Source organism: Streptomyces sp. NPDC028991, assembly GCF_055564775.1.
The window spans coordinates 425023-446418 of the sequence record NZ_JBVHVP010000005.1; the positions used below are offsets into that span (position 1 = coordinate 425023).

The window sequence follows — 21396 nt, forward strand, 5'->3', positions numbered from 1 at the left end:
GGCTGCCGGGGCGCTAGCCGTCGCCGGGGTTGCGCCGCAGCAGGTACGTGTCCATGATCCAGCCCTTGCGCTCCCGCGCCTGGGCGCGCAGGCGCTCGATGCGCGGCGCGGCCTCGGCGATCGGGCCGGAGGCGAGGATCTCGTCCGGGGTGCCCAGGTAGGCGCCCCAGTAGATGTCGATGTCCTGGTCCGCGTACCGCCGGAAGGCCTGATGGGCGTCGAGCATCACCACGACGTCGTCCACCCCCTCCGGGAAGCCCTCCGCGAGCCGTCGCCCGGTGGTGATCTGCACCGGCCGGGCCACCCGGTTCAGCCCCGTCCGGTGCCGGGCGACGAGCGAGGAGACGCTGCTGATGCCGGGCACGACGTCGTACTCGAACTCCACCGCGCCGCGCTCCAGGATCTCCTCCAGGATGCCCAGCGTGCTGTCGTACAGCGCGGGGTCGCCCCACACCAGGAAGGCGCCGCTCTCGCCCTCGCCCAGCTCCTCGGCGATCATCCGCTCGTAGACACCGGAGCGGGCACTGCGCCAGTCCCCGACGGCGGGGGAGTACGCCGCGCCGCCGGCACTCCGGTCCCGCTCGGGGTCGCGCGCCTCGACGATCCGGTACGTCCCTTCCGGCACGTGCGTCTCCAGCATGTCCCGGCGCAGCCGCACCAGGTCGGCCTTCACCTCGCCCTTGTCCAGGACGAAGAACACGTCCGTGCTCCGCAGCGCCCTGACCGCCTGCAGGGTCAGCTGGTCGGGGTCGCCCGCACCGATACCGATCACATGAATCTTCCGCACGCCACGAGTCTGCCGTACGCCACTGACAACGCCCCGGCCGGGCTGCCCCGGCACCGCGGCGTGGCTGCCCGCGGCTGAGGCATGCTGCCTTCGGTGCCGGGCGTGCCGGGCGTGCCCGGCGTCAGCCTCGCAGCCGGGGCGCCCGAGCCCTCGCGTCCACCGGCCCGTCGTTCTCCACGTCCCGCGCCAGTTCCCGGGCCCACTCGGCGACCCGCCCCGGGTCCATGCCGTACGGCCGTCCCCGTCCGGACGCCGAAGCCGCCCACTCCGTCACCGCCCCGGCCCCACGCCGCAGCAGTCTGGCGCCGCCCGTCACGTTTCCTCGGGCCGCGTGTGTCAGTCCCACGGCGAGCTGGGCCATCCCGCGCCAGAGCTCCCGCTCCTCCTCGGGGCCCGACTTCCAGGCGTCCTCGAACACCTCGTGCGCGTGGAACGGCTGCCCCGCGTCCAGCAGGCGCTGCGCCTCGGCGACCGTCTCCTCGGGTGCCCGTACGACACCCTCCGGCTGGCGGGGGACGCCGTCCGCGCCGTACGGCAGCGGGCGGCCGAGCCCGTCCCGCGGCCGGGCGTTGCGCGCCCGTCCCTCGTCGTCGCGGTCCCGCGCGTCCACCGGCCGGTTCGAGGCCGCGCTGTCCATGGGGCTGTCGGCAGGGCTGTCCATGGGACCGATTGTCCCCCTTCCGTGCCCGCTTAGGCGTGGCCCGGGGTGTGGGGTAAAGTACTGTCCGCGTGATCGCGCGGTTCGCCGTGTGTGAGCACACCGGGACGTGGCGCAGCTTGGTAGCGCACTTGACTGGGGGTCAAGGGGTCGCAGGTTCAAATCCTGTCGTCCCGACTCGTATGAGTCGCAGGTGAGGGCCGGTTTCGGAGGCATCCGGAACCGGCCCTTGTTTTCAGTAACGACTTGCCCGCCCTCAGCCGGTCTGCGCGACCTCGCCGCCGGCCTCTGTTGCCGCTTCGGCTCCTGTGACCCTGTTGATGATGAACCGGTCCGGACAGACGACGGGGTGGGCAGGCGACAACTTCTCCAGAACATGCGCGCGGAGGTCCTCAGGGGTGAGGTGAGACGCCTGGGCCTGGGTCTCGATATGCGCGACGAGTGAAGGGGACCCGGAGTTCTCGTCCATCTGGAGAACCGCCCTTGCGACGTCGGGATGACAGGTCAACGCCTCAGTGGTCTGCCTGACGGAAAACGCGTCCAAGCCTCTGCGGCCGAGGTCGGGGTTGTCGTTCACGCAGATTCGTTCCCCGAACATCCTCTGCATCGCGTCCCAGGAGACGTCCCCTCCGGAAAGAAGTCGCGTGAGCAACTGCTCCGGTCCCGTCAGCAGGCAACGCATCTGCTCCGTGCTCAGAGTGAGATTGTTGAAAGTTCCGAAAACATGCAACGTCGTGCTTCCCAGACGTGTCAAAAGGTATGCATCCAGCCCTCTCAGGTCAGTTTTACTCTCGCCCGCTCCCATCAGAAGCTCGCGCTCTCGGGACGAGCTCAGCTCAGCGGTGAGTACGCTGCTGTCAGAGTTCAACTGCCGGACGGGCACCCCGTAGTCAAAATTCACCGTGATGCCTTCGGCGAAGGAAGCCCCTCTCGCGTTCTCCTCACGTCTGACGGCTTCCTGGAGATCGAGATACCCGACCCGATATCGGCTCTGGACGCGGAAGGTCTTGGACATCACGCGTTCAACGATCTGGCTCAGGCTGGGCTGGTCACCGGTTTCGACAGTGAGGGGGAGTATCTGGTGATAACAGCCGACCGAGTTGCTCTCCTCGGGAGTGCGGCCGGCCAGGTGAGTACGCACGATGGTCGTGCTGCTTCCCGAGATCAGGGCAGCGAGTGCGACGATTGCCGACGTGTAGATTATTGCCGGGCTGGTTTGAAATCTACGCCCTGCCAGAACAAGGGCCGGCTTGGCCGCATAAGAATCATATTCCGAGTGGTAATGCTCTATAAACCCGCCGCGGTGCGGAGCGAAGAGCCTGTTGGGTATCCTTTCGATTTCCTTTTCCCAGAAGCGCATGGACGCATTCCGCATGCGAGAAAGCGGACCAGAGCGCTCGGAAGTAGCCGAGTCGACAGGGTGCGGGGCGGCTTCAGCCGTGGTGAGATCCTTCCCTTGGCCCGCGAACACACTGTTGAGCCTTGCTCGGAGTACCTGAGCGCCGCGCCCGTCTATGAGGGCGTGGCTTACCGACAGGACGACGCGGAGCACGTGTGGCCCGTCCACCACCATGCCGACACGCGTCAGTATGGCGTCGTCAACGGTAAACACCGTGTGGCCCAGTTCCTCGGTGAGTTCCGCACCGGCTCCCTCCCCTGCGTCCCGTTCGCATACCTCGAAGTCCCGTACGGAGTGAACGACCTGTAGCGGTCGGCCTCCCTGGTCGAAGGCAAAGGAAGTCCGAAGTGACTCGAAGGGATCCAGGGCCTGGTGGAGAAGCGATATCGCCGTCTGGCGAGTGGTACCGGCAGGAGGTTCCACCTGCGAAACCACGTTCGTGCTGATGCCCCGCAGGAGCTTCCACCATTCGAATTCCTGAGCGCCGACGAGTGGTCCACTGCGCACTATGACGCCCGGATCTTGTTTCGCCATTCTCCACCCCCAGTTCTCTTTGTTCAGTTTTTCGGATGCGTGCCGGCGTATGCATTGCCCTGTATGGCATACAGGTCGGCGTAACGGCCTCCGTTGGCCAGCAACTCCCTATGGCTGCCGACTTCTGCCAGCTTTCCCTGGTGCAGAACGACGATGAGGTCGGCCCCGGTCACAGTCGAGAAACGGTGAGACACGATCATGGTGATCGCACCGGTTTCAGCCGCCAGCGCGCGGGCCCGGCTCATGTAGCTTTTGAAGATGGAGTGCTCGCTGAACGCGTCCAGCGAGGCTGTCGGCTCGTCAAGGATGAACAGCAGGGGACGGCGACGCATCGAGGCCCGGGCGAGGGCTGTCCTTTGCCACTGGCCCTCGGAGAGCTGTATACCTCCGAGTTCGCGCCCGAGCTGAGTGTCGAGGCCGTCGGGCATCCGGTCGAAGATGTCATGAGCCTCCGCGGTGCGGACAGCCGCGAGCACACGTTCGTCGTCGTCGAGGAACGCAGGGTCCCCGAGACCGACAAGTTCTCGGGCGGTGACGTGAAAACGGCCGAAGTCCTGGAATGCGCACGCCAGACGCGTCCGCCAGGAATCGGTGTCCATCTCTGTGAGAGGAGTGCCGTCCACGCACACCTTGCCAGTATCCGGCTGATAGAATTTCGCGAGCATTTTTATGAGTGTCGTCTTGCCGGACCCATACTCACCGACCACGGCCACAACGCTTCCGGGAGGGATATGGAGGCTCACCTCGTCCAGAGCGGCCGCCGTAGTTCCTGGGTAGGTGTAGGTGACCTGTTCGAGGTGAATTCCTTCGGTCAGGCGGTCGGGAGCGATCACGGCATCACCGCGGCCGTCCCGGCTGCCGGCGGCGTAGTCCCGTAGCCACAGATAAGGGTCGATCAGGCGGCCCGCGCCGGCGGAGTCACTTGCTCGGGAGACCGCGGTCTGCACGGACTGCCGAAGACTGGCAGCAATCGTGATCATGAGGACGATATCGCCGATGCCGCGGTCGCCTCGCTGTGCCTGCTGGGTTACCAGAGCCAGACCGGCGACGAAGGCGGTACTGAAAACGCACCACCCGCTGAACCGCCACAGGGCCGCACGCAGTCGCGCCCGGACCCGAGTGCCGGTAGCGGTACGCCAGGCGTCGGCCTGCAGCCGCGCGAGCTGCTCGGAGACGCACGCCACGCGTATCTCCTTCCCCTCCCCGGCGGAGGTCGCGAGGTCGAACAGGTGCTCCTGCAAGCGGTACTGCTCCGCTGACGAGGTCTCTGCCGCACGTACGACGCTCTCTCCCTTCTGGCCGAACCAGATGGGAGCGGCGGCAACGGCGAGCAGCGCTCCCAGCCAAGGGCTGACCTGCCCCAGGACCACGAGCGAAACGCCGAGCTGCAGCAGGGTGAACACCGTGGTGATCGCCGCCCACAGACCGTCGGTGAGTCCCCAGGCCGCCCCTCCGACCACGGTCACCCGGTCGAGATAGCGGGAGCTCTCCAGATGCTCCAGACCGTCGATGGTGGCGATGTCCAGCTGGATCTGCTCCTGGAGGTCGGTCATGCCGACCCTCTCGACCAGCAGTACACGCAAGTTCCCGAGGAGCCCGCCGACAACGCTCATCAGGCCGTAGGCCACAGCGGCTCCCACCGCACCGAGTACGGCTGCCTCCGTGCGGCTGTGCATGCTGTTGTCGACGATGGCGCGAAGCGCCAACGCGACACCGGCCACTGCGAACACGTTGAGGGTGAGGGTGGCGAACATCGCGCTGGTCAGCCGTGGCTCCAGGCGCCATGACAAGCGCAGAAGGGCTGCCCAGACGGAGAGGTAGCGTTTCAATTGAAGGCCGCCTCGCTGGAATCCTCCAGTTGTTCACCGGAGTTGGTGCCGAAGCGCTCGGCCTGGATGGTGAACATGTGCGCGTACTGACCGTTCAGGGCCATCAGTTCATCGTGTGTTCCGCACTCACTGATCCGGCCCCCGTCGATCAGGACGATGCGGTCGGCCGCGCGAACGGTGGACAGGCGATGCGAGATCAGCACCACGCTGAGGTCGCCCTTCTGCCGGGCCAGCCGCTCGAAGAGCTCGGACTCACTGCGAACGTCCAGGTGTGCGGTCGGCTCGTCCAGTACCAGCAGACGTGCCCCGGCACGGACCGCGTACAGTGCGCGCGCCAGGATCACCTGCTGCCACTGGCCTCCCGACAGGTCGACGCCCCCTGAGCGAGTGCGCGCCAGCGGCGTATCCAGACCGTCCGGCATCCGGGCGACGACATCGGAGAGTCCAGCCTGTTCGACGGCCTCGGACAGCGCGACCCGGTGCTGTTCCGTTCCGGTATCGGCGGTCAGGGAGATGTTGGCCGCCAGCGAGAGGTGGTACTTGGCGAACTCCTGGAACACCACGGTGATGCGTCGCCGCCACCGCCCGATCCCCGTCTGCCAGATGTCGGTTCCGTCAGCGGTGATCCGTCCGCTGGTCGGACGGTAGAGCCCCGACAACAGCTTGATGAGGGTGGACTTTCCCGCGCCGTTCGCTCCCACGACGGCCAGCAGCTCGCCTGGCCGGACCTCCAGGCTGAGTTCGTCGAGCACCGACGCCGAGGTGCCCGGGTACCGGAAGCTCACTCCCTCGAAACGCACGCAGGGAACCACGGAACTCTCGGAGACATTCTCCCGGTGGGGTGAACCTCCGTCCGGGATCGGCGTGACCGCACCCAGCTTCTGCCGCAGCGTCGCCCAGGCGTGCTCTCCGGGGAGCGCTCCTACGATCGCGCGCGCGTCGTAGCCCGCAATGGACTGGTACGCCCCCCACGCGGCCATCAGAAGAGCGCTCGCCAGGGAAATGGAGATCCTCCCCTCCGACGCTTCGCGGGCCACGACCACGAAGCAGATGCCCAGACCGCCTCCCACGAGCCAGAATTTCACCCACTGCTCACGCAGGTTGCGCACCCCTACGGCCCAGACCGGCTCGAACATCCTGAGTATGTGGCGCCGCATCCGGCCGGCGGCCATACCGGCGAAGCCGAATATCCGGACTTCCTTCCCCAAGGATGGCTCGGCCAGCATCTTGGACCAGACGTCCGCGCGCATTCCGTCCCGGATGCCGCTGCGCCACTGCCGCATGAACTCGACGCCATGCCTGCTCTGAAGTGCCTGAACCGCCGCAGACGGTATGGCGACCACGGGAATCAGCCACCAGGCGTACATGGCCAGGACGCTGCAGGACGCGGCCAGACCCAGGACTTCCGCGCACATGCGTGTCTGGGCCAGGGCACCGTCGCCAGGGGTGCGCTCGGTCCAGTTCCCCGGCTCGGCCTTGGCGAGCCTCACAAGCTCTCGGACGTCAGGATCCTCGAGGACTTCGATCGTCTGGCACGCGGCCGTCAGCCGGATGACGTCTGTGCGCCGGCTCCCGTCGATCCGTGATTTGGCCAGGTACTGCAGAGGAGCGTTGAGCGCCTCCAACGCGTGGGAGAGCATCAGGACGCAGGCGTAACCGGCCAACGCCGGGCCGATCGCCGCCAGCAAAGGCGCGTGTGTCGGCTCGGAGACACGGGACACGACCCAGGCCAGCGAGAGCGCCCCGAGCGCGGGGAGCGCACCGCTGAGGATCTCAAGTACGATCACCGCCGCGACTACCGGCCCACCTGCTTTCCGCAGCAGGCAGAGCAACCGCACACGATCGCGTACTCTTACCCGGTTCTCCCTATGCTCCACCATCGCCCGCAATCCGACCCCCGCCGAGTTCCGTCCGCACCGGAGTGGTGAGCGCGCGGTAGTCGGTCTTGCCGTTGGGGTTCACCGGGATCCGTTCCAGCAGCCGCCACTGTCTGGGAACCGCTGCCGCCGGAAGTGCCCGCGCGACAAAGTTCTCCAGCTCCGCCGAGGTGACCGGAGAGCGGGGGACGACATATGCGACGAGTCTGGGCTGGGTGGTATCGGTCGACGACAGGACGACAGCGCAGTGGTCCAGTGCCGGATGGCGGCTGAGCACCGCTTCGATCTCGTCGAGTTCGAGGCGCACACCGGTGACCTTCACCTGCCGGTCGGACCGGCCCAAGTAGCGCAGGCAGCCGTGCTCGATTCGGCCGAGGTCCCCAGTCCGGTACAGCCTCCCGGTCGGGGAGTGCGGATCGATCGAGTCCAGATGGAAGGCTCTCCGCATGGCGGTGGTGTCGCCGAGGTATCCGCTTCCGACGGGGATGCCGCCAACGAAGATCTCCCCGTTCTCGCCCGGGTGGGCGGCCCGCCAGGTATCCGATTCCCTCTCGTGGACCAGGACGTGGATCACCGCGTTCGCGATCGGGGTGCCCACTGGGATGCGCGGCAGTGCTGTGTCCGGCATGGTCACCACGTGATGCGTGACGTCGTCGGAGCATTCGGTCTGGCCGTACGCGTTGAGCAAAGAGACGTGAGGCAGGTTCCGCAGCGCCCGGCCGGCCAGTCCGGGAGTCAGTTCCTCGCCCGTGGAGATGAGCCATCGGAGTTCAGGCAGAGCGCCCTGTGGTGACTGTCGGCGGAGCTGGTCCAACAGCATGCCTATGGCAGTCGGGACCAGTTCGACGATACTGATGTGGTGCCGAAGAAGGTGCCGAAGCAGACGTGACGGGAACAGCACGTCCTCTTCGGCCGCCACTACGGCGGTCGCTCCGACCATCAGTGGAGTGAGCATCTGCCAGATCGATATGCCGAAGACGAGCGGCGCGGTGAAGGCGATTCGGTCGGTGGACGTGATGCCGAGATCCTTGATCTTGGCCCACAGATGGTTGCGCATACCGGGGTGCTCCACGGTCGCGCCTTTGGGTGACCCCGTCGTCCCCGAGGTGAAGATCACGTAGGCGGGAGGGGCCTCTCCGAGCGGTGTCCGGGCCGGTCTGTTCGGCTTGCCGCCTACCGCCGTGACCTCCAGTCGCTCAATTCCCTTGGTGTAGTCGGCCACATGGGTGCATCCGCTGCGGCTCAGCACATCGGCGACGCGCGCCTCCGGCCAGGCGGGATCGACAGGGAGGTACACGGCACCCAGATCCTCGAGCGCCAAGAAGAGCGCGGGAGTCGCAGCCGACCTCGGGCCGGTGCAGGCGACGACCTGTCGGTCACCGCATCCCCCGCCCCGCAGCATTTCACGTACTTCGTCGACGCGGCTGACGAGATCCCGGTAGGTGACGGTGGCCGCACCTTCGATCACGGCGGCGTGCTCCGGGCCGAGTTGGGCTTGCTCCCTCACCAGATCCACGATCCGGTCGGAGGTTCTGAGGTCCGCCGGATTTGTCAGCGCACTGCCCGCGGCCTGCTCAACGCCCTTCGGCACGAGAGTGAGAGGTGCCAACCACGCTGTCCCGTTCCCCGGTCCCCGCTGACCCGGACCCCCCATGGTTCAGCTCCGATCCCTCGAACAGAACGGCCCCGCGGCGTGCCTGTCCGGCCACGGTGATGTCATCAGGCTTCCTGACGTTCCATGAGAAGCATCTGAGCGGTGGTGTTGAGGATCCGATCGTTCCCAATCATCACCAAGGAAGAGGAGAGATCACGGATGATCCTTGCGACAGAGAACGAACCTGACTCCGTGTAGCCCGCCATGCCACAGGTGCGGAGAGCCAGAAGGGCTATTTCCATGGCCGTCTCCGAGGCGGCGACTTTGAGTGAGTTGACCCGGACCGTCAGTCCGACGGTCGGCCGGACCTGTTCCGAGAGAACCTTCTCCGTCTGAGCCGCCGTCTCCTCCAGGAGCGCCTCGAGGGCCGCCAAACGCCATCTGGCCTCAGCCAGCGCCGCGGGTGACTTGCCTCCGGTTCCGCCGGTCAGCCGCCGACGGGTCAGGCGTACGGAGCGGTCAAGGGCTTCAGCCGCCAGGCCCGTCCACACGGCCGCCCACAGAAGCTGGGTGAGCGGGATCATCGCGCCTGCCGCGATGTCCCCGAACGCGACCGGCAGGACCTGGTCCCGGGGGATGGCCGCCTCGATACGGAAACCCGGGCTGCTCGTACCTCGCATGCCCATGGGGTTCCACTCCGACGTCCGCGTCAGCCGCGCCTGTTCCGGCAGGACCGCGGCGAGGACCTGATCGCTCGGTGCGCCGTCGGCACCGCGGCGCGCCGTCACCAGGATCAGATCCGCTTCGGCCCCGTAGGACACGGTGGGCGCGTGCTTGACGAGGCGAACGCGGGCCGGTTCCTCCGAGAGGTCTTCCAGAGCGGTTTCGCTACTGCGCAGGTTGCCGCCAGAGCCCGTCTCACTGGTGGCCGACGCGATGAGCCACTGCTCGCCGACGGCGGTGCGGGCCATCTCCTCGAGGCGGGCCACGCCTCCCGAGAACCGGCACAAGGAAGCCAGCTGTCCTTGATGCATCGACCAGACCAACGCCGTTGACGCGCATGCCCTGGCAAGTCTCCGAGCGATACGGATCATGTCCGTGGCTCCGAGAGCAGCACCTCCGTAATCCCTCGGGGCGATGGCACTCATAAGTCCCAGAGACCGCAGCTCGGATATCGCCTCGTCCGGAAAGCGCGCGTCGCGGTCCACATCGGAGGCATGCTTCTCGGCTGTTCGAACCGCTTGGCGGAACTCGTCCAATGCCTGACCCACTTCGCTGGTCCACGATCGAGACTTCATCGGCTCCGGCTAGGCAATCGAAGCGCTTCGCCTGGCCCAGGTGGCGACCGTAGGACGCTGCTCGCACTGCCGTCAAGGCACCGTGTTCCAAAGCGAGTTGGTGTCGTCAGAGGAAGAAGGACAACGGTGATGCGCTGGTGTTGCGCTGCATCGGACCGGTGGGGCAGGATTTTCTGCCATCAGTCGGCGTTGTGCCGATGTGGGGCTCGTTCGCTCCCAACTACCCGTTCCCACCTGCCCGTTCCAGCAGCGAGAACAGTTCCACTTCATTCGGTGATCTTGTCGAAGCGATTCGACGGACAGTTCGATGATTCCGACAATTCATTCTCAGTCAGACAGAACTGGTCAAGATGGGATGGCAGTGCAGTGGATACGGAACAGTCGCCACTCAGTGACAGCGCCGTTCTGGAGGTAGTTCGTTCGGCTCTCTCGGACGTCGCCGGCATGGAACTGCTCCACAGCGACTCGAACCTCTGGGACGCGGGGATGGACTCCCTGGGGAGTGTGACGGTCATGGTGGCGATAGAGGACGCCTTCGACGTCGTCTTCCCCGACGAACTCCTGACCAGAGAGGCGTTTGAGTCCGCTGCCGAGATCGCGGCAGCGGTTCGGCAGGTCCGCGAAGCGTCCGGCGCGCCGGAGGATTCCCCGTGACGGGGCCGGGAGGACGGAAGGCAGGAAACTGTGAGCACCCACCCGAGGCGTGAAACCGTGTCATCCGCGTTGACCAGAAGCGTTTCCGTGCGGAGGCTCGGCGAGAACGCGGACACCTGTCTCGGCGTCGTAGGCATGACTGTCGCCGACCTGGAACGGGCTGTGGCTACGGATCTGTCCCAGGGAAGCGCCTACCTCGTGGCTTCCTTGGCTTCAGGACTCGGAAACGCTGGCAGCGATGTCGACATACACGTCCTGCGCGACGGGATATCCGACAAGACCGGGCCGTTCCTGCACTTCGTCCAGGATGTGATCGTGGACATCGAGTGCTACCCGGCTGACTGGGTGACACGCATCGTTGCTCAGAACCAAGGGCGTGCTCTCGCGGACATCGGGGTCGGGCATATTCCCCTGGTTGAGCCGCTGGAGCCCGTTGTGGGGTGGAAAACCCTCTCCCGTTGGCTGCACGCGATTCCCGTGAAGGAAGATCAGCGGGAAATCTTCACCGCCGACGAGGCGTCGGTTCTGCTGCCTCTGCTGATACGCAGAGCGTACGACGAGTTGATCCTCGCCGTTGCCCTCGCGCAGTTGGCCGATGCCGCGCCCGAACCCCTCTCCGCCAGAGAGTACTTGTGGCGGGACGCGTCCCGTCGGCTGCTTGAGCTGCGGTGCCGTGCCGCCGGCGATGTGACGAGCAACAGCAAATGGCTGCCGGCCAGGGTCCGGCGTCTGGACCTTGCCGATCCGGTCGAGGTGAATGACGAGGCTTCGTTCCGGTCGGTCGCCGACCGTTGCCGGCTGCGACGACCGGCCGATGTGTGGAATCTGACGCACCTGACTGTCGCGGTAGGCTCTCAGCCCGTCTCGTTGGGCGGGGAGAATTGGCTGCTGAATCGTCACGGCCGCCTGTTGAACACAGAGCATGAGGTGACCGGAAGCGTACACGAGGCGGTGGAAAGGGCGGGCGCGGCCCGGGTCCTGACGGCTCTGCGCCGAGCGGAATGCGATATCTCGGTTGACGACGACGCACTCGGAAAGGCGCTGGGCTGATGGACGAAGCCACTCCCGCACGGGCGGCCTGGGACGAAGGCGTGGACTTCGACTGGCTGCTGACACGTGGTGCCGACATGACATGGCTCTACGGATTCGAAGTGCAGTCCAGCCTCACCGATATCGAAGCGGCCTATGCCGCCGAGGACTGGCCGACGTGCGTGGCCTCATGCACGCTGACGCTCAGAACGCTGGCCGACTGCACCTACAGAGGAGCCGGCATCTCCACGGGGACGGAATCCGAGATGCAGCTGCGACTCGCCGGCGATCCTTCTGTCGTCGCAGAGGCGTACCGATCCCTGCCACTTGTCGCGGATGCGGGGAAGGAGAGCGCTGAGGCGGCCATGGCCGCGGTTCGGGAATGCGATGCCTGGGTGCGGGGTCTTCTTCCCTGGACGGTGCCACTCCTGCGGAGCCCGTCTGGTTCGCGGCAGTCGACGCGCCTGTCCGCGTCCATAGTCAAGTGGCGCAAACTCAGAGGAATCGGCAGCAGGAGTCCGGACCGTCCGTGAGGTGCCGGCGGCTGCTCACCCGTCAGTTCCGCCTCCCGCCTACGTCGACGGCCACCCCGACGGCATGCTGACCGAGACCCCCGGCGGGCTGCCCGACCACGAGGAGGAACACCCCGAGGACGCGTGCGGCGCGAGGTCGTCGAGGAGACCGGGCACACCGTCGGCGAGGTCGTCCGGCACGTCTTCGACGTCTACACGAGCCCCGGCTCGATCACCGAACGCGTCCCGAACCGGCGAGATCGCCGACGCCGGGACGCCCGCACCGAAGACGCTTGACTTGGAGTGCGCTTCAAACTGAAGACTCCCTCTCGTGCCCGGACGACCGGGTGCGAATGGGGAGGAAAACCATGAAGTACCGCACCATCGGCACCGACCCGGCCCACCGCCGCGAGGTGAGCGTGCTCGCGCTGGGCGCGATGCTGTTCGGCTCGCTGACCGACGAGAAGACCTCCTTCGCCGTCCTCGACCGCTATGTCGAGGCCGGCGGTAACTTCATCGACACGTCCGACAACTACGCCTTCTGGACCGACGGCGGCCAGGGCGGCCAGAGCGAGGAACTCCTCGGCCGCTGGCGGCGCAGCCGCGGCATCGGCGACGAGATCGTCATCGCCACCAAGCTCGGCGCCCGCCCCCTGGCCCCCGGCACCAGCTACACCGACAACCCCGAGGGCCTGTCGGCCAAGACGATCCGCGAGGCCGCCGAGCGCAGCCGGGATCGGCTCGGCGTCGACAAACTGGACCTGCTGTACGCGCACATCGACGACCACACCGTGCCCCAGCGCGAGACCGTCGAGGGGTTCGGCGAACTGGTCGCGGAGGGTACCGCCGGACTGCTCGGTGTCAGCAACCAGGCGATGTGGCGGGTGGAGCGGGCCCGCGCCCTGTCCGCCGCGGCCGGACTGCCCGGCTACGAGGTGCTCCAGTACCAGCACAGCCACCTCCGGCCCCGCTTCGACGTGCCCGGCGACTTCTCCCCGGACGGCAGCCTCGGCCACGCCGGCCCCGAACTGCTCGGCTACCTGCGGGCCGAACCCGCCCTGACCCTGGTCGCCTACTCGCCCCTGCTCGCCGGCGCCTACGTCCGCGAGGACAAGCCGCTGCCCCCGGACTACGACCACCCGGGCACCCCGGCCCGGCTCGCCGTGCTCCGCGACATCGCCCGGGAGACCGGCGCGAGCGTCAACCAGGTGGTCCTGGCCTGGCAGATCGGCGCGGAACTGCCGATCGTCCCACTGGCGGGCGCGTCGTCGGTGGCGCAGCTGGAGGAGAACCTGGCCGCCGTGGACCTGGACCTCGCCCCGGACCAGCGGGCCCGCCTGGACACGGTCCACTGACCCGGGAAAAGCACTGGCCCGGCCCGGCACCTAACCCCTGACCAGCAGCTGGAAGTCGAACGCGTACCGGGACGCGCGGTATACGTGCGTCCCGTACTCGACCGGCCGCCCGGTGTCGTCGTACGCCGTGCGCTGCATGGTCAGCAGCGCGGCGCCCTCCCTCTCGTCCAGGCGGTTCGCCTCCTCGCGGGTGGCCGAGCGGGCGCCCACGGTCTGGCGGGCGCTGTGCAGGGTGATGCCGGACGCGCGCATCATCCGGTACAGGCCGGTCGACTCCAGCCGGGCGCTGTCCAGGTCGAGCAGGGACGTCGGCAGGTAGTTGCACAGCATCGCCACCGGCTGGCCGTGGGTGAGGCGCAGCCGCTCCAGGACGTCGACCTCGCCGCCCTCCGCGATGCCGAGGGCCGCCGCGACGTCGGCGGAGGCGGGAACACTCTCGTTGCGGATCACGCGCGTGGTGGGCCCCTGCCCCGCCGCCTCCAGGTCGTCGTAGAGACTGCTGAGCTCCAGCGGGCGCTTGACCTGGCTGTGCACGACCTGCGTGCCGACTCCGCGCCGCCGGACCAGGAGCCCCTTGTCGACCAGGGACTGGATGGCCTGGCGGACGGTCGGCCGGGACAGGCCGAGGCGGACGGAGAGGTCCACCTCGTTGCCCAGCAGGTTTCCCGGGGCGAGGACGCCGTGCTCGATCGCCGCCTCCAACTGCTGGGCGAGCTGGTAGTACAACGGCACCGGACTGGCCCGGTCCAGGGCGAAGTCCAGGGTGCTGAGCGCGGGGTCGGTCACGGCACGTGCGGGGCCGCCGGTCTTCGCCATGGACGTACCTCCCTTGCGTAGGTGGCGAGGTGTCAGAGGTGGCGGCGGCGGTCGGCGACGGCGCGTTCGTACTCCGCTCGGGCGCCGGTGGCGGCCTCGCGTGCGGACACCTCGGCCACCGGCACGTCCCACCAGGCCGCCGCCGGGGGAGCGGCCGCCGCCGGGGCGGTCTCGACGTGGACACATGTGGGGCGGGTCGCCGCGCGGGCCGTCGCCAGCGCCTCGCGCAGCTCGCGCACCGTCTTGGCGCGCAGTACCTCCATGCCGAGGCTGGCCGCGTTGGCGGCGAGGTCGACGGGGAGCGGGGCACCGGTGAAGGTGCCGTCGGCGGCGCGGTGGCGGTAGTCGGTGCCGAAGCGCTCGGCGCCCACCGACTCGGACAGGCCGCCGATGGACGCGTAGCCGTGGTTCTGCACCAGGACCAGCTTGACCGGCAGGTTCTCCTGGACGGCGGTGACGATCTCGGTCGGGTTCATCAGATAGGTGCCGTCACCGACCAGCGCCCACACGCTCGTGCCGGGCGCGGCCTGCTGGACGCCGAGCGCGGCCGGGATCTCATAGCCCATGCAGGAGTAGCCGTATTCCAGGTGGTACTGGCGAGGCGAGCGGGCCCGCCAGAGTTTGTGCAGGTCGCCGGGGAGCGAGCCGGCCGCGTTGATCACCACGTCCGCGTCGCCGACGACCGCGTCGAGCGCACCCAGCACCTGTGTCTGGGTCGGCACGGCGCTGTCGTCGTCGGCGCGGTAGGCGGCTTCCACCGTCTCGTCCCAGCGGGCCTTGCCGACGCGGTACTCGGCCTCGTACGACGCGTCCACGCGGTGGCCGGACAGCGCCTCGGTCAGCGCCGTGAGCCCCGCCCGCGCGTCGCATACCAGCGTGCGGGCGGCGAGCTTGTGGGCGTCGAAGGCGGTGATGTTGAGGTTCAGGAAGCGGACGTCCGGGTGCTGGAAGAGGGTGCCGGAGGCCGTGGTGAAGTCCGTGTACCGGGTTCCGACGCCGATCACCAGGTCGGCGGTGCGGGCGAGGTCGTCGCTGACGGCGGTGCCGGTGTGGCCGATGCCGCCGAGGTCGGCCGGGTGGTCGTGCCGCAGCGCGCCCTTGCCGGCCTGGGTGGCGGCGACGGGGATGCCGGTGGCGTCCACCAGGGCTTTCAGGGCCCCTTCCGCCTCGCTGTGGTGAACGCCGCCGCCCGCGACGATCAGCGGGCGCCCGGCCGCGCGGATCGCGCGCACCGCCTCGGTCAGTTCCACCGGGTCGGGCGCCGGGCGCCGTACCCGCCAGACGCGGTCGGCGAAGAACTCCTCCGGCCAGTCGTACGCCTCGGCCTGCACGTCCTGGGGGAGCGCGAGGGTGACCGCGCCGGTCTCGGCCGGATCGGTCAGTACGCGCATCGCCTGGAGCGCGGAGGCGATGAGGGCCTCCGGGCGGGTGATGCGGTCGAAGTAGCGGGAGACGGGGCGCAGGGTGTCGTTGACGGACACGTCCGCCTCGACCGGGTGCTCCAGCTGCTGGAGCAGCGGGTCGGCGGCGTGCGAGGCGAAGTAGTCGCCGGGCAGCAGCAGGACCGGCAGGCGGTTGATCGTGGCGAGGGCGGCGCCGGTGACCAGGTTGGTGGCGCCGGGGCCGATGGACGTCGTCACCGCCTGCGTGGACAGGCGGTTGAGCTGGCGGGCGTGGCCGACGGCGGCGTGGACCATCGCCTGTTCGTTGCGTCCCTGGTGGTACGGCATGACATCGGCGTACTCGACGAGGGCCTGGCCGAGGCCGGCCACGTTGCCGTGGCCGAAGATGCCCCAGGTGCCCGCGATGAGACGGTGCCGTACGCCGTCGCGCTCGGCGTACTGGGCGGCCAGGAAGCGTACCAGTGCCTGGGCGGTGGTCAGCCGGCGGGTGGCGGCGGCGCTCATGCGGACCTCTCCGGTGCGGTGTAGAGGGGGAGCCGGGGGTCGACCGGTTGCCCGGGCCAGGTGTCGCGGATCCAGGCGTGCTCGGGGTGGTCGCAGATCAGCCAGGCGCGTTCGGCCTCCGGGCCCGCCATGACGTTCAGGTAGTACATGTGGTGACCGGGGACGGCCATCGACGGCCCGTGCCAGCCGTCGGGGATGAGGACCACGTCACCGTCGCGCACCTCGGCCAGCACGTCCGTGCCCCGTCCCTGCCCGGACGGGGAGACCCGCTGGTAGCCGAGGCCGGGGGCGCCGTCGTGGTCCGCGAACTCGAAGTAGTAGATCTCCTCCAGCACCGACTCCTCGCCCGGGCGGTGCTCGTCGTGCTTGTGCGGTGGGAAGGAGGACCAGTTGCCGCCCGGGGTGATGACCTCGACCGCGATGAGCTTGTCGCACTCGAAGCCCTGTGCGTCGGCGTCTTCGGTGGGGGCCGCGGCGCCGAAGTTGTTGACCTGCCGCGAGCAGTTCCCGGTGCCGCGCAGCTCCACCGGCACCGACGACGCCGGACCGTAGCGGGCGGGCAGGCGGCGGGTGCAGCGGGCGCCGGTGAGGGCGAAACGGCCGCCGCCGTGGGAGGTCACGGTGGTGCGGGAGTCGCGGGGCACGTACGCGAAGTCGCTGACGCCGCTGAACACGCTGTCGCGGCCGGCGAGTTCGAAGGTCTCCTGGCCGAAGTCGTCGGCGGTGGCGACGGTGCAGCCGCCGCTGAGCGGGAGGACGATCCACTCGCTGTCGCCGCTGTCGAAGGCGTGGCCGCCACCGGGCGGCAGGTGCAGAACGCGCAGACTGGAGTAGCCCCAGCCGGCCTTCTCGGGCGTCACGTCCACGGCGAAGGCGCCGCTCGCCGCCTTGCCCGCCGGAAGGTGGTACGTCATCTCCTCGTCCCCTCTCGTCGTCTCCTCGTTGGTCACAGCAGTCCGACGGCCGTGTCCACCGCCTGCTCCACGCTGCCCTGCGCCGGGTAGAGCAGCGAGCGGCCGACGACCATGCCCTGCACGGTGGGCAGCCGCAGCGCCTTGCGCCAGCGTTCGTAGGCGGCGGCCTGGTCCGCGGGGGAGCCTCCTATGTCACCGCCGAGCAGGACGGCGGGCAGGGTGGAGGTCTCCAGCACCTCGCCCATGTCGTCCGGGTCGTGGGTGACGGGCAGTTTCAGCCAGGTGTAGGCGGAGGTGCCGCCCAGGCCCGAGGCGATGGCCACGGACCGGGTGACGGCATCGGCGGACAGGTCGTTGCGGACCCGGCCCTCGACGCGGCGGGAGATGAACGGCTCGACGAACACGGGCAGTTCGTGCGCGGCCATGGCGTCGACCGCGCGGGCGGTGGACTCCATCGTCGCCAGCGAACCCGGGTCGTCGTAGTCGATGCGCAGCAGCAGCTTGCCCGCGTCGAAGCGCAGGCGGGCGATGTCCTCGGCGCGGTGGCCGGTGAACCGGTCGTCCATCTCGAAGGCGGCGCCCGCGAGGCCGCCGCGGTTCATCGAGCCCATGACGACCTTGTTCTCCAGCACCCCGAGCAGCAGCAGGTCCTCCAGTACGTCGGCGGTGGCGAGCACCCCGTCGACGCCGGGCCGCGACAGCGCGGTGCACAGGCGTTCCAGCAGGTCGGCCCGGTTGGCCATGGCGAGCCGGCGGTCGCCGACGCCGAGCGAGCCGCGCGCCGGGTGATCGGCGGCCACGATCATCAGGCGGCCCGAGTCGCCGATCAGCGGCCGGCGTACCCGGCGGGCCGCCGCCTGAGCGATCGCCTCCGGGTGCCGGGCTCTGACGGCGGTGAGGTCGGGGATGCTGAGAGACAAGACGAAGCTCCGTTCAGGGAGTGGCTCGCGCGAGGAGGTCGTCGACCTCCGCCACGGTGGGCATCGCGGAGGAACAGGCGAGGCGGGAGGCGACGAGGGCGCCGGCCGCGTTGGCGTACCGCATGGTCCGCTCCAGGTCCCAGCCGGAGAGCAGACCGTGGCAGAGCGAGCCGCCGAACGCGTCGCCCGCGCCGAGGCCGTTGACCACCTGTACCGGCACCGGCTCCACCTCGGCGGTCCGGCCGTCGCGGTGCACGGCGAGGACGCCCTTCGGGCCCTGCTTGACGACGGCCAGCTCCACGCCGGCCGCCAGCAGTGCCTCGGCGCAGGCGTGCGGCTCGCGTACGCCCGTGGCGATCTCGCACTCGTCGACGTTGCCGACCGCGACGGTCGCGTGCCGCAGCGCCTGCGCGTAGTACGGGCGGGCCTGGTCGGGGTCGGCCCAGAACATGGGGCGCCAGTCGAGGTCGAAGACCGTGGTGCCGGCCTTGGCGCGGTGGGCGAGGGCGGCCAGGGTCGCCGTGCGGCTCGGCTCCTCGCTCAGCCCGGTGCCGGTGATCCAGAAGACGGCGGCCGCGCGGATCGCGTCGAGGTCCAGCTCCTCCGGATGGATCTCCAGGTCGGGGGCCTTGGGGTGGCGGTAGAAGTACAGCGGGAAGTCGTCCGGCGGGAGGATCTCGCAGAAGGTGACGGGAGTCGGGTACGCGGCGACCGGGGTGACCCAGCGGTCGTCGACACCGAACCCCTTCAGCGCCTGGTGCAGATAGCCGCCGAACGGGTCGTCACCCGTGCGGGTGATGACGGCCGTGGGGCGGCCGAGACGCGCGGCGGCGACCGCCACGTTGGCGGCCGAACCGCCGAGAAATTTGCCGAAGGTCTCAACCTCCGCCAGGGGTACACCCGTCTGTAGGGGATAGAGATCGACCCCGATGCGGCCCATCGTGATCAGATCGAAATGCGGGACTGACTCGTCCATGTGCGACGCTCCTCGGGCTGGGCGGGGGCCTGCCGCCTCCCAGGTGTATGACTCCTGGCCGACCATGTCAATACTTTGTACTTACATTCGGACCTGCTTGTGAAATGATGTCTTGACAAAGTATTGACAGCGGGCGTCCCAAGGACTTGTATCCGGTCCCAGCGCAACTGCCGTTCTTCTCCGGTCTGGCACACGGCTTCCCGTCGCACAGTCGCACAGTGAGGTGCAGGAAAGATGGACCGCTCTTCGCACGCCCGCTCCCGCAGATTCGCCCCCGCCGTGGCCCTCGCCGCCGCCGCGGCCCTGACCCTCGCCGGCTGCTCCAGCGGCTCCGGGGGCAAGAAGGCCGACGACGAGGGGGACTCGGGCGCCTCCGCGGGCAAGGCGAACACCCCCCGCATGACCGTCGCCCTGGTCACCCACCAGGCACCCGGCGACACCTTCTGGGACATCGTCCGCAAGGGCGCGGAGGCCGCCGCCGCCAAGGACAACATCAAGCTCGTCTACTCCGCCGACCCCAACGCCGGCAACCAGGCCAACCTGGTGCAGAACGCGATCGACCAGAAGGTCGACGGCATCGCCGTGACCCTGGCCAAGCCGGACGCCCTGCGCAGCGTCCTCGGCAAGGCCGAGAAGGCGGGCATACCCGTCGTCGGCCTCAACTCCGGCCTGGCGGACTGGAAGAAGCTCGGCCTGATGTCGTTCTTCGGGCAGGACGAGACCGTGGCCGGCGAGGCGCTCGGCAAGCGGCTGAACGAGGACGGCGCCAAGAAGGCCGTCTGCGTGATCCACGAGCAGGGCAACGTCGGTCTGACCCAGCGCTGCGACGGCGTGAAGAAGACCTTCGAGGGCTCCATCGAGAACCTCTACGTCAACGGCACCGACATGCCCTCGGTGAAGTCGACCGTCACCGCCAAGCTCAAGCAGGACGGCGACATCGACCGCCTCGTCACGCTCGGCGCCCCGTTCGCCATGACCGCCGTGCAGTCGGTGGACGAGACCGGCAGCGAGGCGAAGATCGCCACCTTCGACCTCAACAAGGAACTGACCGGCGCCATCGAGAAGGGCGACATCGAGTTCGCCGTCGACCAGCAGCCCTACCTCCAGGGCTACCTGGCGGTCGACGGCATGTGGCTCTACAAGAACAACGGCAATTACAGCGGCGGCGGTGAGCAGCCGGTGCTGACCGGCCCGGCCTTCGTCGACAAGACCAACGTGAAGGCCGTCGCCGAGTTCGCCTCGAAGGGCACCCGGTGATGAGTACGACCCAACAGGCCGAGCCGGCGGTGACCCCACCGCCGGCCCCCGGCGCCGGGCAGACCGACGGACGGACCCGGCAGCGCTCGCTGGCGCTGCGCCTGCTCGCCCGGCCCGAGGTCGGGGTCTTCCTCGGCGCCGTCGCCGTGTTCGTCTTCTTCCTGATCGCCGCCCCCTCGCTTCGCGAGGGCGGCTCCATGGCGACGGTCCTGTACCAGTCGTCCACCATCGGCATCATGGCGCTGCCCGTCGCCCTGCTGATGATCGGCGGCGAGTTCGACCTGTCCGCCGGTGTCGCCGTGATCACCTCCGCGCTCACCGCCAGCATGCTCAGCTACCAGCTGACCATGAACATCTGGGTGGGCGTGATCGTCGCCCTCGCCGTCTCCCTCTGCGTCGGCGCGTTCAACGGCTGGGTGCTGATGAAGACCGGCCTGCCGAGCTTCCTGGTGACGCTCGGCACCTTCCTGATCCTCCAGGGCGTCAACCTCGCCGTCACCAAGCTGGTCACCGGCAACGTCGCCACCGACGACATCAGCGACATGGACGGCTTCGACCAGGCCAAGGCCCTCTTCGCCTCGTCCTTCGACGTCGGCGGCGTCCAGGTGAAGATCACGGTCGTGTGGTGGCTCGTCTTCGCCGCCCTCGCCACCTGGGTGCTGCTGCGCACCAAGTACGGCAACTGGATCTTCGCGGTCGGCGGCAACAAGGACAGCGCCCGCGCGGTCGGCGTTCCCGTCGCCTTCACCAAGATCACACTGTTCATGCTGGTCGGCTTCGGCGCCTGGTTCGTCGGCATGCACCAGCTGTTCTCCTTCAACACCGTGCAGTCCGGCGAGGGCGTCGGCCAGGAACTGATCTACATCGCCGCCGCCGTCATCGGCGGCTGTCTGCTCACCGGCGGCTACGGCTCCGCCATCGGCCCGGTCTTCGGCGCCTTCATGTTCGGCATGGTGAACCAGGGCATCGTCTTCGCCGGCTGGAACCCGGACTGGTTCAAGGCCTTCCTCGGCGTGATGCTCCTCGGCGCCGTCCTCATCAATCTGTGGGTCCGCCGCGCGGCGACCCGGAGGTGATCGG

18 protein-coding genes, 1 tRNA gene and 2 pseudogenes are annotated in these 21396 nt (G+C 68.5%); 8 read left to right on the top strand and 13 right to left on the bottom strand.

Annotated elements, in window-relative coordinates; all coding sequences use genetic code 11:
- Positions 1 to 13 precede the first annotated feature (13 nt).
- Entirely contained in the window at positions 14 to 787 is a 774-nt protein-coding gene (cobF, locus tag ACZ4V1_RS14585; RefSeq protein ID WP_468334574.1) for a precorrin-6A synthase (deacetylating), read from the bottom strand.
- 121 nt (positions 788 to 908) lie between these two features.
- Positions 909 to 1448, bottom strand: coding sequence for a DUF309 domain-containing protein (locus ACZ4V1_RS14590; protein WP_468334577.1), 540 nt, complete (start codon positions 1446 to 1448; stop codon positions 909 to 911).
- Between the two features lie 100 nt (positions 1449 to 1548).
- On the opposite strand from ACZ4V1_RS14590, the gene ACZ4V1_RS14595 reads away from it, so the two are divergent.
- Positions 1549 to 1622: transfer RNA gene (locus tag ACZ4V1_RS14595), tRNA-Pro, on the top strand.
- A gap of 79 nt (positions 1623 to 1701) precedes the next feature.
- Here ACZ4V1_RS14595 and ACZ4V1_RS14600 read toward each other — a convergent pair.
- The 6 genes and pseudogenes from ACZ4V1_RS14600 to ACZ4V1_RS14625 all read right to left on the bottom strand — a co-directional run.
- Positions 1702 to 3378: a condensation domain-containing protein gene (locus tag ACZ4V1_RS14600; RefSeq protein WP_468334580.1), complete on the bottom strand. Its 1677-nt coding sequence runs from the start codon at positions 3376 to 3378 to the stop codon at positions 1702 to 1704.
- A gap of 23 nt (positions 3379 to 3401) precedes the next feature.
- Entirely contained in the window at positions 3402 to 5207 is a 1806-nt protein-coding gene (locus ACZ4V1_RS14605; protein ID WP_468334583.1) for an ABC transporter ATP-binding protein, read from the bottom strand.
- Positions 5204 to 6994, bottom strand: a complete 1791-nt coding sequence (locus tag ACZ4V1_RS14610; protein ID WP_468334586.1) for an ABC transporter ATP-binding protein — start codon at positions 6992 to 6994, stop codon at positions 5204 to 5206. Before ACZ4V1_RS14610 ends, ACZ4V1_RS14605 begins: the two co-directional genes overlap by 4 nt.
- 79 nt (positions 6995 to 7073) lie before the next feature.
- Complete coding sequence (locus tag ACZ4V1_RS14615; protein ID WP_468334589.1) at positions 7074 to 8675, bottom strand: amino acid adenylation domain-containing protein; 1602 nt, start codon at positions 8673 to 8675, stop codon at positions 7074 to 7076.
- Between the two features lie 128 nt (positions 8676 to 8803).
- Complete coding sequence (locus ACZ4V1_RS14620) at positions 8804 to 9667, bottom strand: acyl-CoA dehydrogenase family protein (RefSeq protein ID WP_468334855.1); 864 nt, start codon at positions 9665 to 9667, stop codon at positions 8804 to 8806.
- A 33-nt stretch (positions 9668 to 9700) separates the two neighbouring features.
- Positions 9701 to 9976, bottom strand: a pseudogene (locus ACZ4V1_RS14625) (acyl-CoA dehydrogenase family protein); the annotation flags it as partial.
- A 273-nt stretch (positions 9977 to 10249) separates the two neighbouring features.
- Here ACZ4V1_RS14625 and ACZ4V1_RS14630 point away from each other — a divergent pair.
- The 5 genes and pseudogenes from ACZ4V1_RS14630 (at position 10250) to ACZ4V1_RS14650 (ending at position 13526) form a co-directional block, all read left to right on the top strand.
- A complete protein-coding gene (locus ACZ4V1_RS14630; RefSeq protein WP_468334592.1) occupies positions 10250 to 10630 on the top strand; it encodes a phosphopantetheine-binding protein in 381 nt (126 codons plus the stop codon).
- A gap of 135 nt (positions 10631 to 10765) precedes the next feature.
- The gene (locus ACZ4V1_RS14635; RefSeq protein WP_468334595.1) at positions 10766 to 11680 is read left to right on the top strand and encodes a hypothetical protein; all 915 of its coding nucleotides are present in this window, start codon (positions 10766 to 10768) and stop codon (positions 11678 to 11680) included.
- Complete coding sequence (locus tag ACZ4V1_RS14640; protein WP_468334597.1) at positions 11680 to 12192, top strand: hypothetical protein; 513 nt, start codon at positions 11680 to 11682, stop codon at positions 12190 to 12192. Before ACZ4V1_RS14635 ends, ACZ4V1_RS14640 begins: the two co-directional genes overlap by 1 nt.
- Before the next feature lie 11 nt (positions 12193 to 12203).
- Positions 12204 to 12417 (top strand): annotated as a pseudogene (locus tag ACZ4V1_RS14645) (NUDIX domain-containing protein); the annotation flags it as partial.
- A 122-nt stretch (positions 12418 to 12539) separates the two neighbouring features.
- Positions 12540 to 13526, top strand: coding sequence for an aldo/keto reductase (locus ACZ4V1_RS14650; protein WP_468334600.1), 987 nt, complete (start codon positions 12540 to 12542; stop codon positions 13524 to 13526).
- Positions 13527 to 13556: 30 nt separating this feature from the next.
- On the opposite strand, the gene ACZ4V1_RS14655 is transcribed toward ACZ4V1_RS14650, so the two are convergent.
- The 5 genes from ACZ4V1_RS14655 to iolC are packed head-to-tail and all read right to left on the bottom strand — an operon-like array spanning position 13557 to position 19059.
- On the bottom strand, positions 13557 to 14342 hold the full coding sequence (locus ACZ4V1_RS14655; protein ID WP_468334603.1) for a GntR family transcriptional regulator: 786 nt from the start codon (positions 14340 to 14342) through the stop codon (positions 13557 to 13559).
- Positions 14343 to 14374: 32 nt separating this feature from the next.
- Positions 14375 to 16249, bottom strand: coding sequence for a 3D-(3,5/4)-trihydroxycyclohexane-1,2-dione acylhydrolase (decyclizing) (gene iolD, locus ACZ4V1_RS14660; RefSeq protein WP_468334606.1), 1875 nt, complete (start codon positions 16247 to 16249; stop codon positions 14375 to 14377).
- On the bottom strand, positions 16246 to 17163 hold the full coding sequence (gene iolB / locus ACZ4V1_RS14665) for a 5-deoxy-glucuronate isomerase (protein ID WP_468334609.1): 918 nt from the start codon (positions 17161 to 17163) through the stop codon (positions 16246 to 16248). Before iolB ends, iolD begins: the two co-directional genes overlap by 4 nt.
- A gap of 32 nt (positions 17164 to 17195) precedes the next feature.
- On the bottom strand, positions 17196 to 18083 hold the full coding sequence (locus ACZ4V1_RS14670) for a Cgl0159 family (beta/alpha)8-fold protein (RefSeq protein WP_468334612.1): 888 nt from the start codon (positions 18081 to 18083) through the stop codon (positions 17196 to 17198).
- Positions 18084 to 18096: 13 nt separating this feature from the next.
- Entirely contained in the window at positions 18097 to 19059 is a 963-nt protein-coding gene (iolC, locus tag ACZ4V1_RS14675) for a 5-dehydro-2-deoxygluconokinase (RefSeq protein WP_468334615.1), read from the bottom strand.
- 234 nt (positions 19060 to 19293) lie between these two features.
- Between iolC and ACZ4V1_RS14680 the strand changes: the two genes are divergently transcribed.
- Together ACZ4V1_RS14680 and ACZ4V1_RS14685 are read left to right on the top strand one after the other, a co-directional pair.
- Complete coding sequence (locus tag ACZ4V1_RS14680) at positions 19294 to 20316, top strand: sugar ABC transporter substrate-binding protein (RefSeq protein WP_468334618.1); 1023 nt, start codon at positions 19294 to 19296, stop codon at positions 20314 to 20316.
- Positions 20316 to 21392, top strand: coding sequence for an ABC transporter permease (locus ACZ4V1_RS14685; protein ID WP_468334621.1), 1077 nt, complete (start codon positions 20316 to 20318; stop codon positions 21390 to 21392). Before ACZ4V1_RS14680 ends, ACZ4V1_RS14685 begins: the two co-directional genes overlap by 1 nt.
- Positions 21393 to 21396: the final 4 nt, after the last annotated feature.

Excerpts from the sequence above, each read along its gene's own strand:
- ACZ4V1_RS14590 (WP_468334577.1), bottom strand. The coding sequence starts at position 1,448 with ATGGACAGCCCTGCCGACAGCCCCATGGACAGCGCGGCCTCGAACCGG.
- ACZ4V1_RS14600 (WP_468334580.1), bottom strand. The coding sequence starts at position 3,378 with ATGGCGAAACAAGATCCGGGCGTCATAGTGCGCAGTGGACCACTCGTC.
- ACZ4V1_RS14635 (WP_468334595.1), top strand. The coding sequence starts at position 10,766 with ATGACTGTCGCCGACCTGGAACGGGCTGTGGCTACGGATCTGTCCCAG.
- ACZ4V1_RS14640 (WP_468334597.1), top strand. The coding sequence starts at position 11,680 with ATGGACGAAGCCACTCCCGCACGGGCGGCCTGGGACGAAGGCGTGGAC.
- ACZ4V1_RS14650 (WP_468334600.1), top strand. The coding sequence starts at position 12,540 with ATGAAGTACCGCACCATCGGCACCGACCCGGCCCACCGCCGCGAGGTG.
- ACZ4V1_RS14655 (WP_468334603.1), bottom strand. The coding sequence starts at position 14,342 with ATGGCGAAGACCGGCGGCCCCGCACGTGCCGTGACCGACCCCGCGCTC.
- iolD (WP_468334606.1), bottom strand. The coding sequence starts at position 16,249 with ATGAGCGCCGCCGCCACCCGCCGGCTGACCACCGCCCAGGCACTGGTA.
- iolB (WP_468334609.1), bottom strand. The coding sequence starts at position 17,163 with ATGACGTACCACCTTCCGGCGGGCAAGGCGGCGAGCGGCGCCTTCGCC.
- iolC (WP_468334615.1), bottom strand. The coding sequence starts at position 19,059 with ATGGACGAGTCAGTCCCGCATTTCGATCTGATCACGATGGGCCGCATC.
- ACZ4V1_RS14680 (WP_468334618.1), top strand. The coding sequence starts at position 19,294 with ATGGACCGCTCTTCGCACGCCCGCTCCCGCAGATTCGCCCCCGCCGTG.
- ACZ4V1_RS14685 (WP_468334621.1), top strand. The coding sequence starts at position 20,316 with ATGAGTACGACCCAACAGGCCGAGCCGGCGGTGACCCCACCGCCGGCC.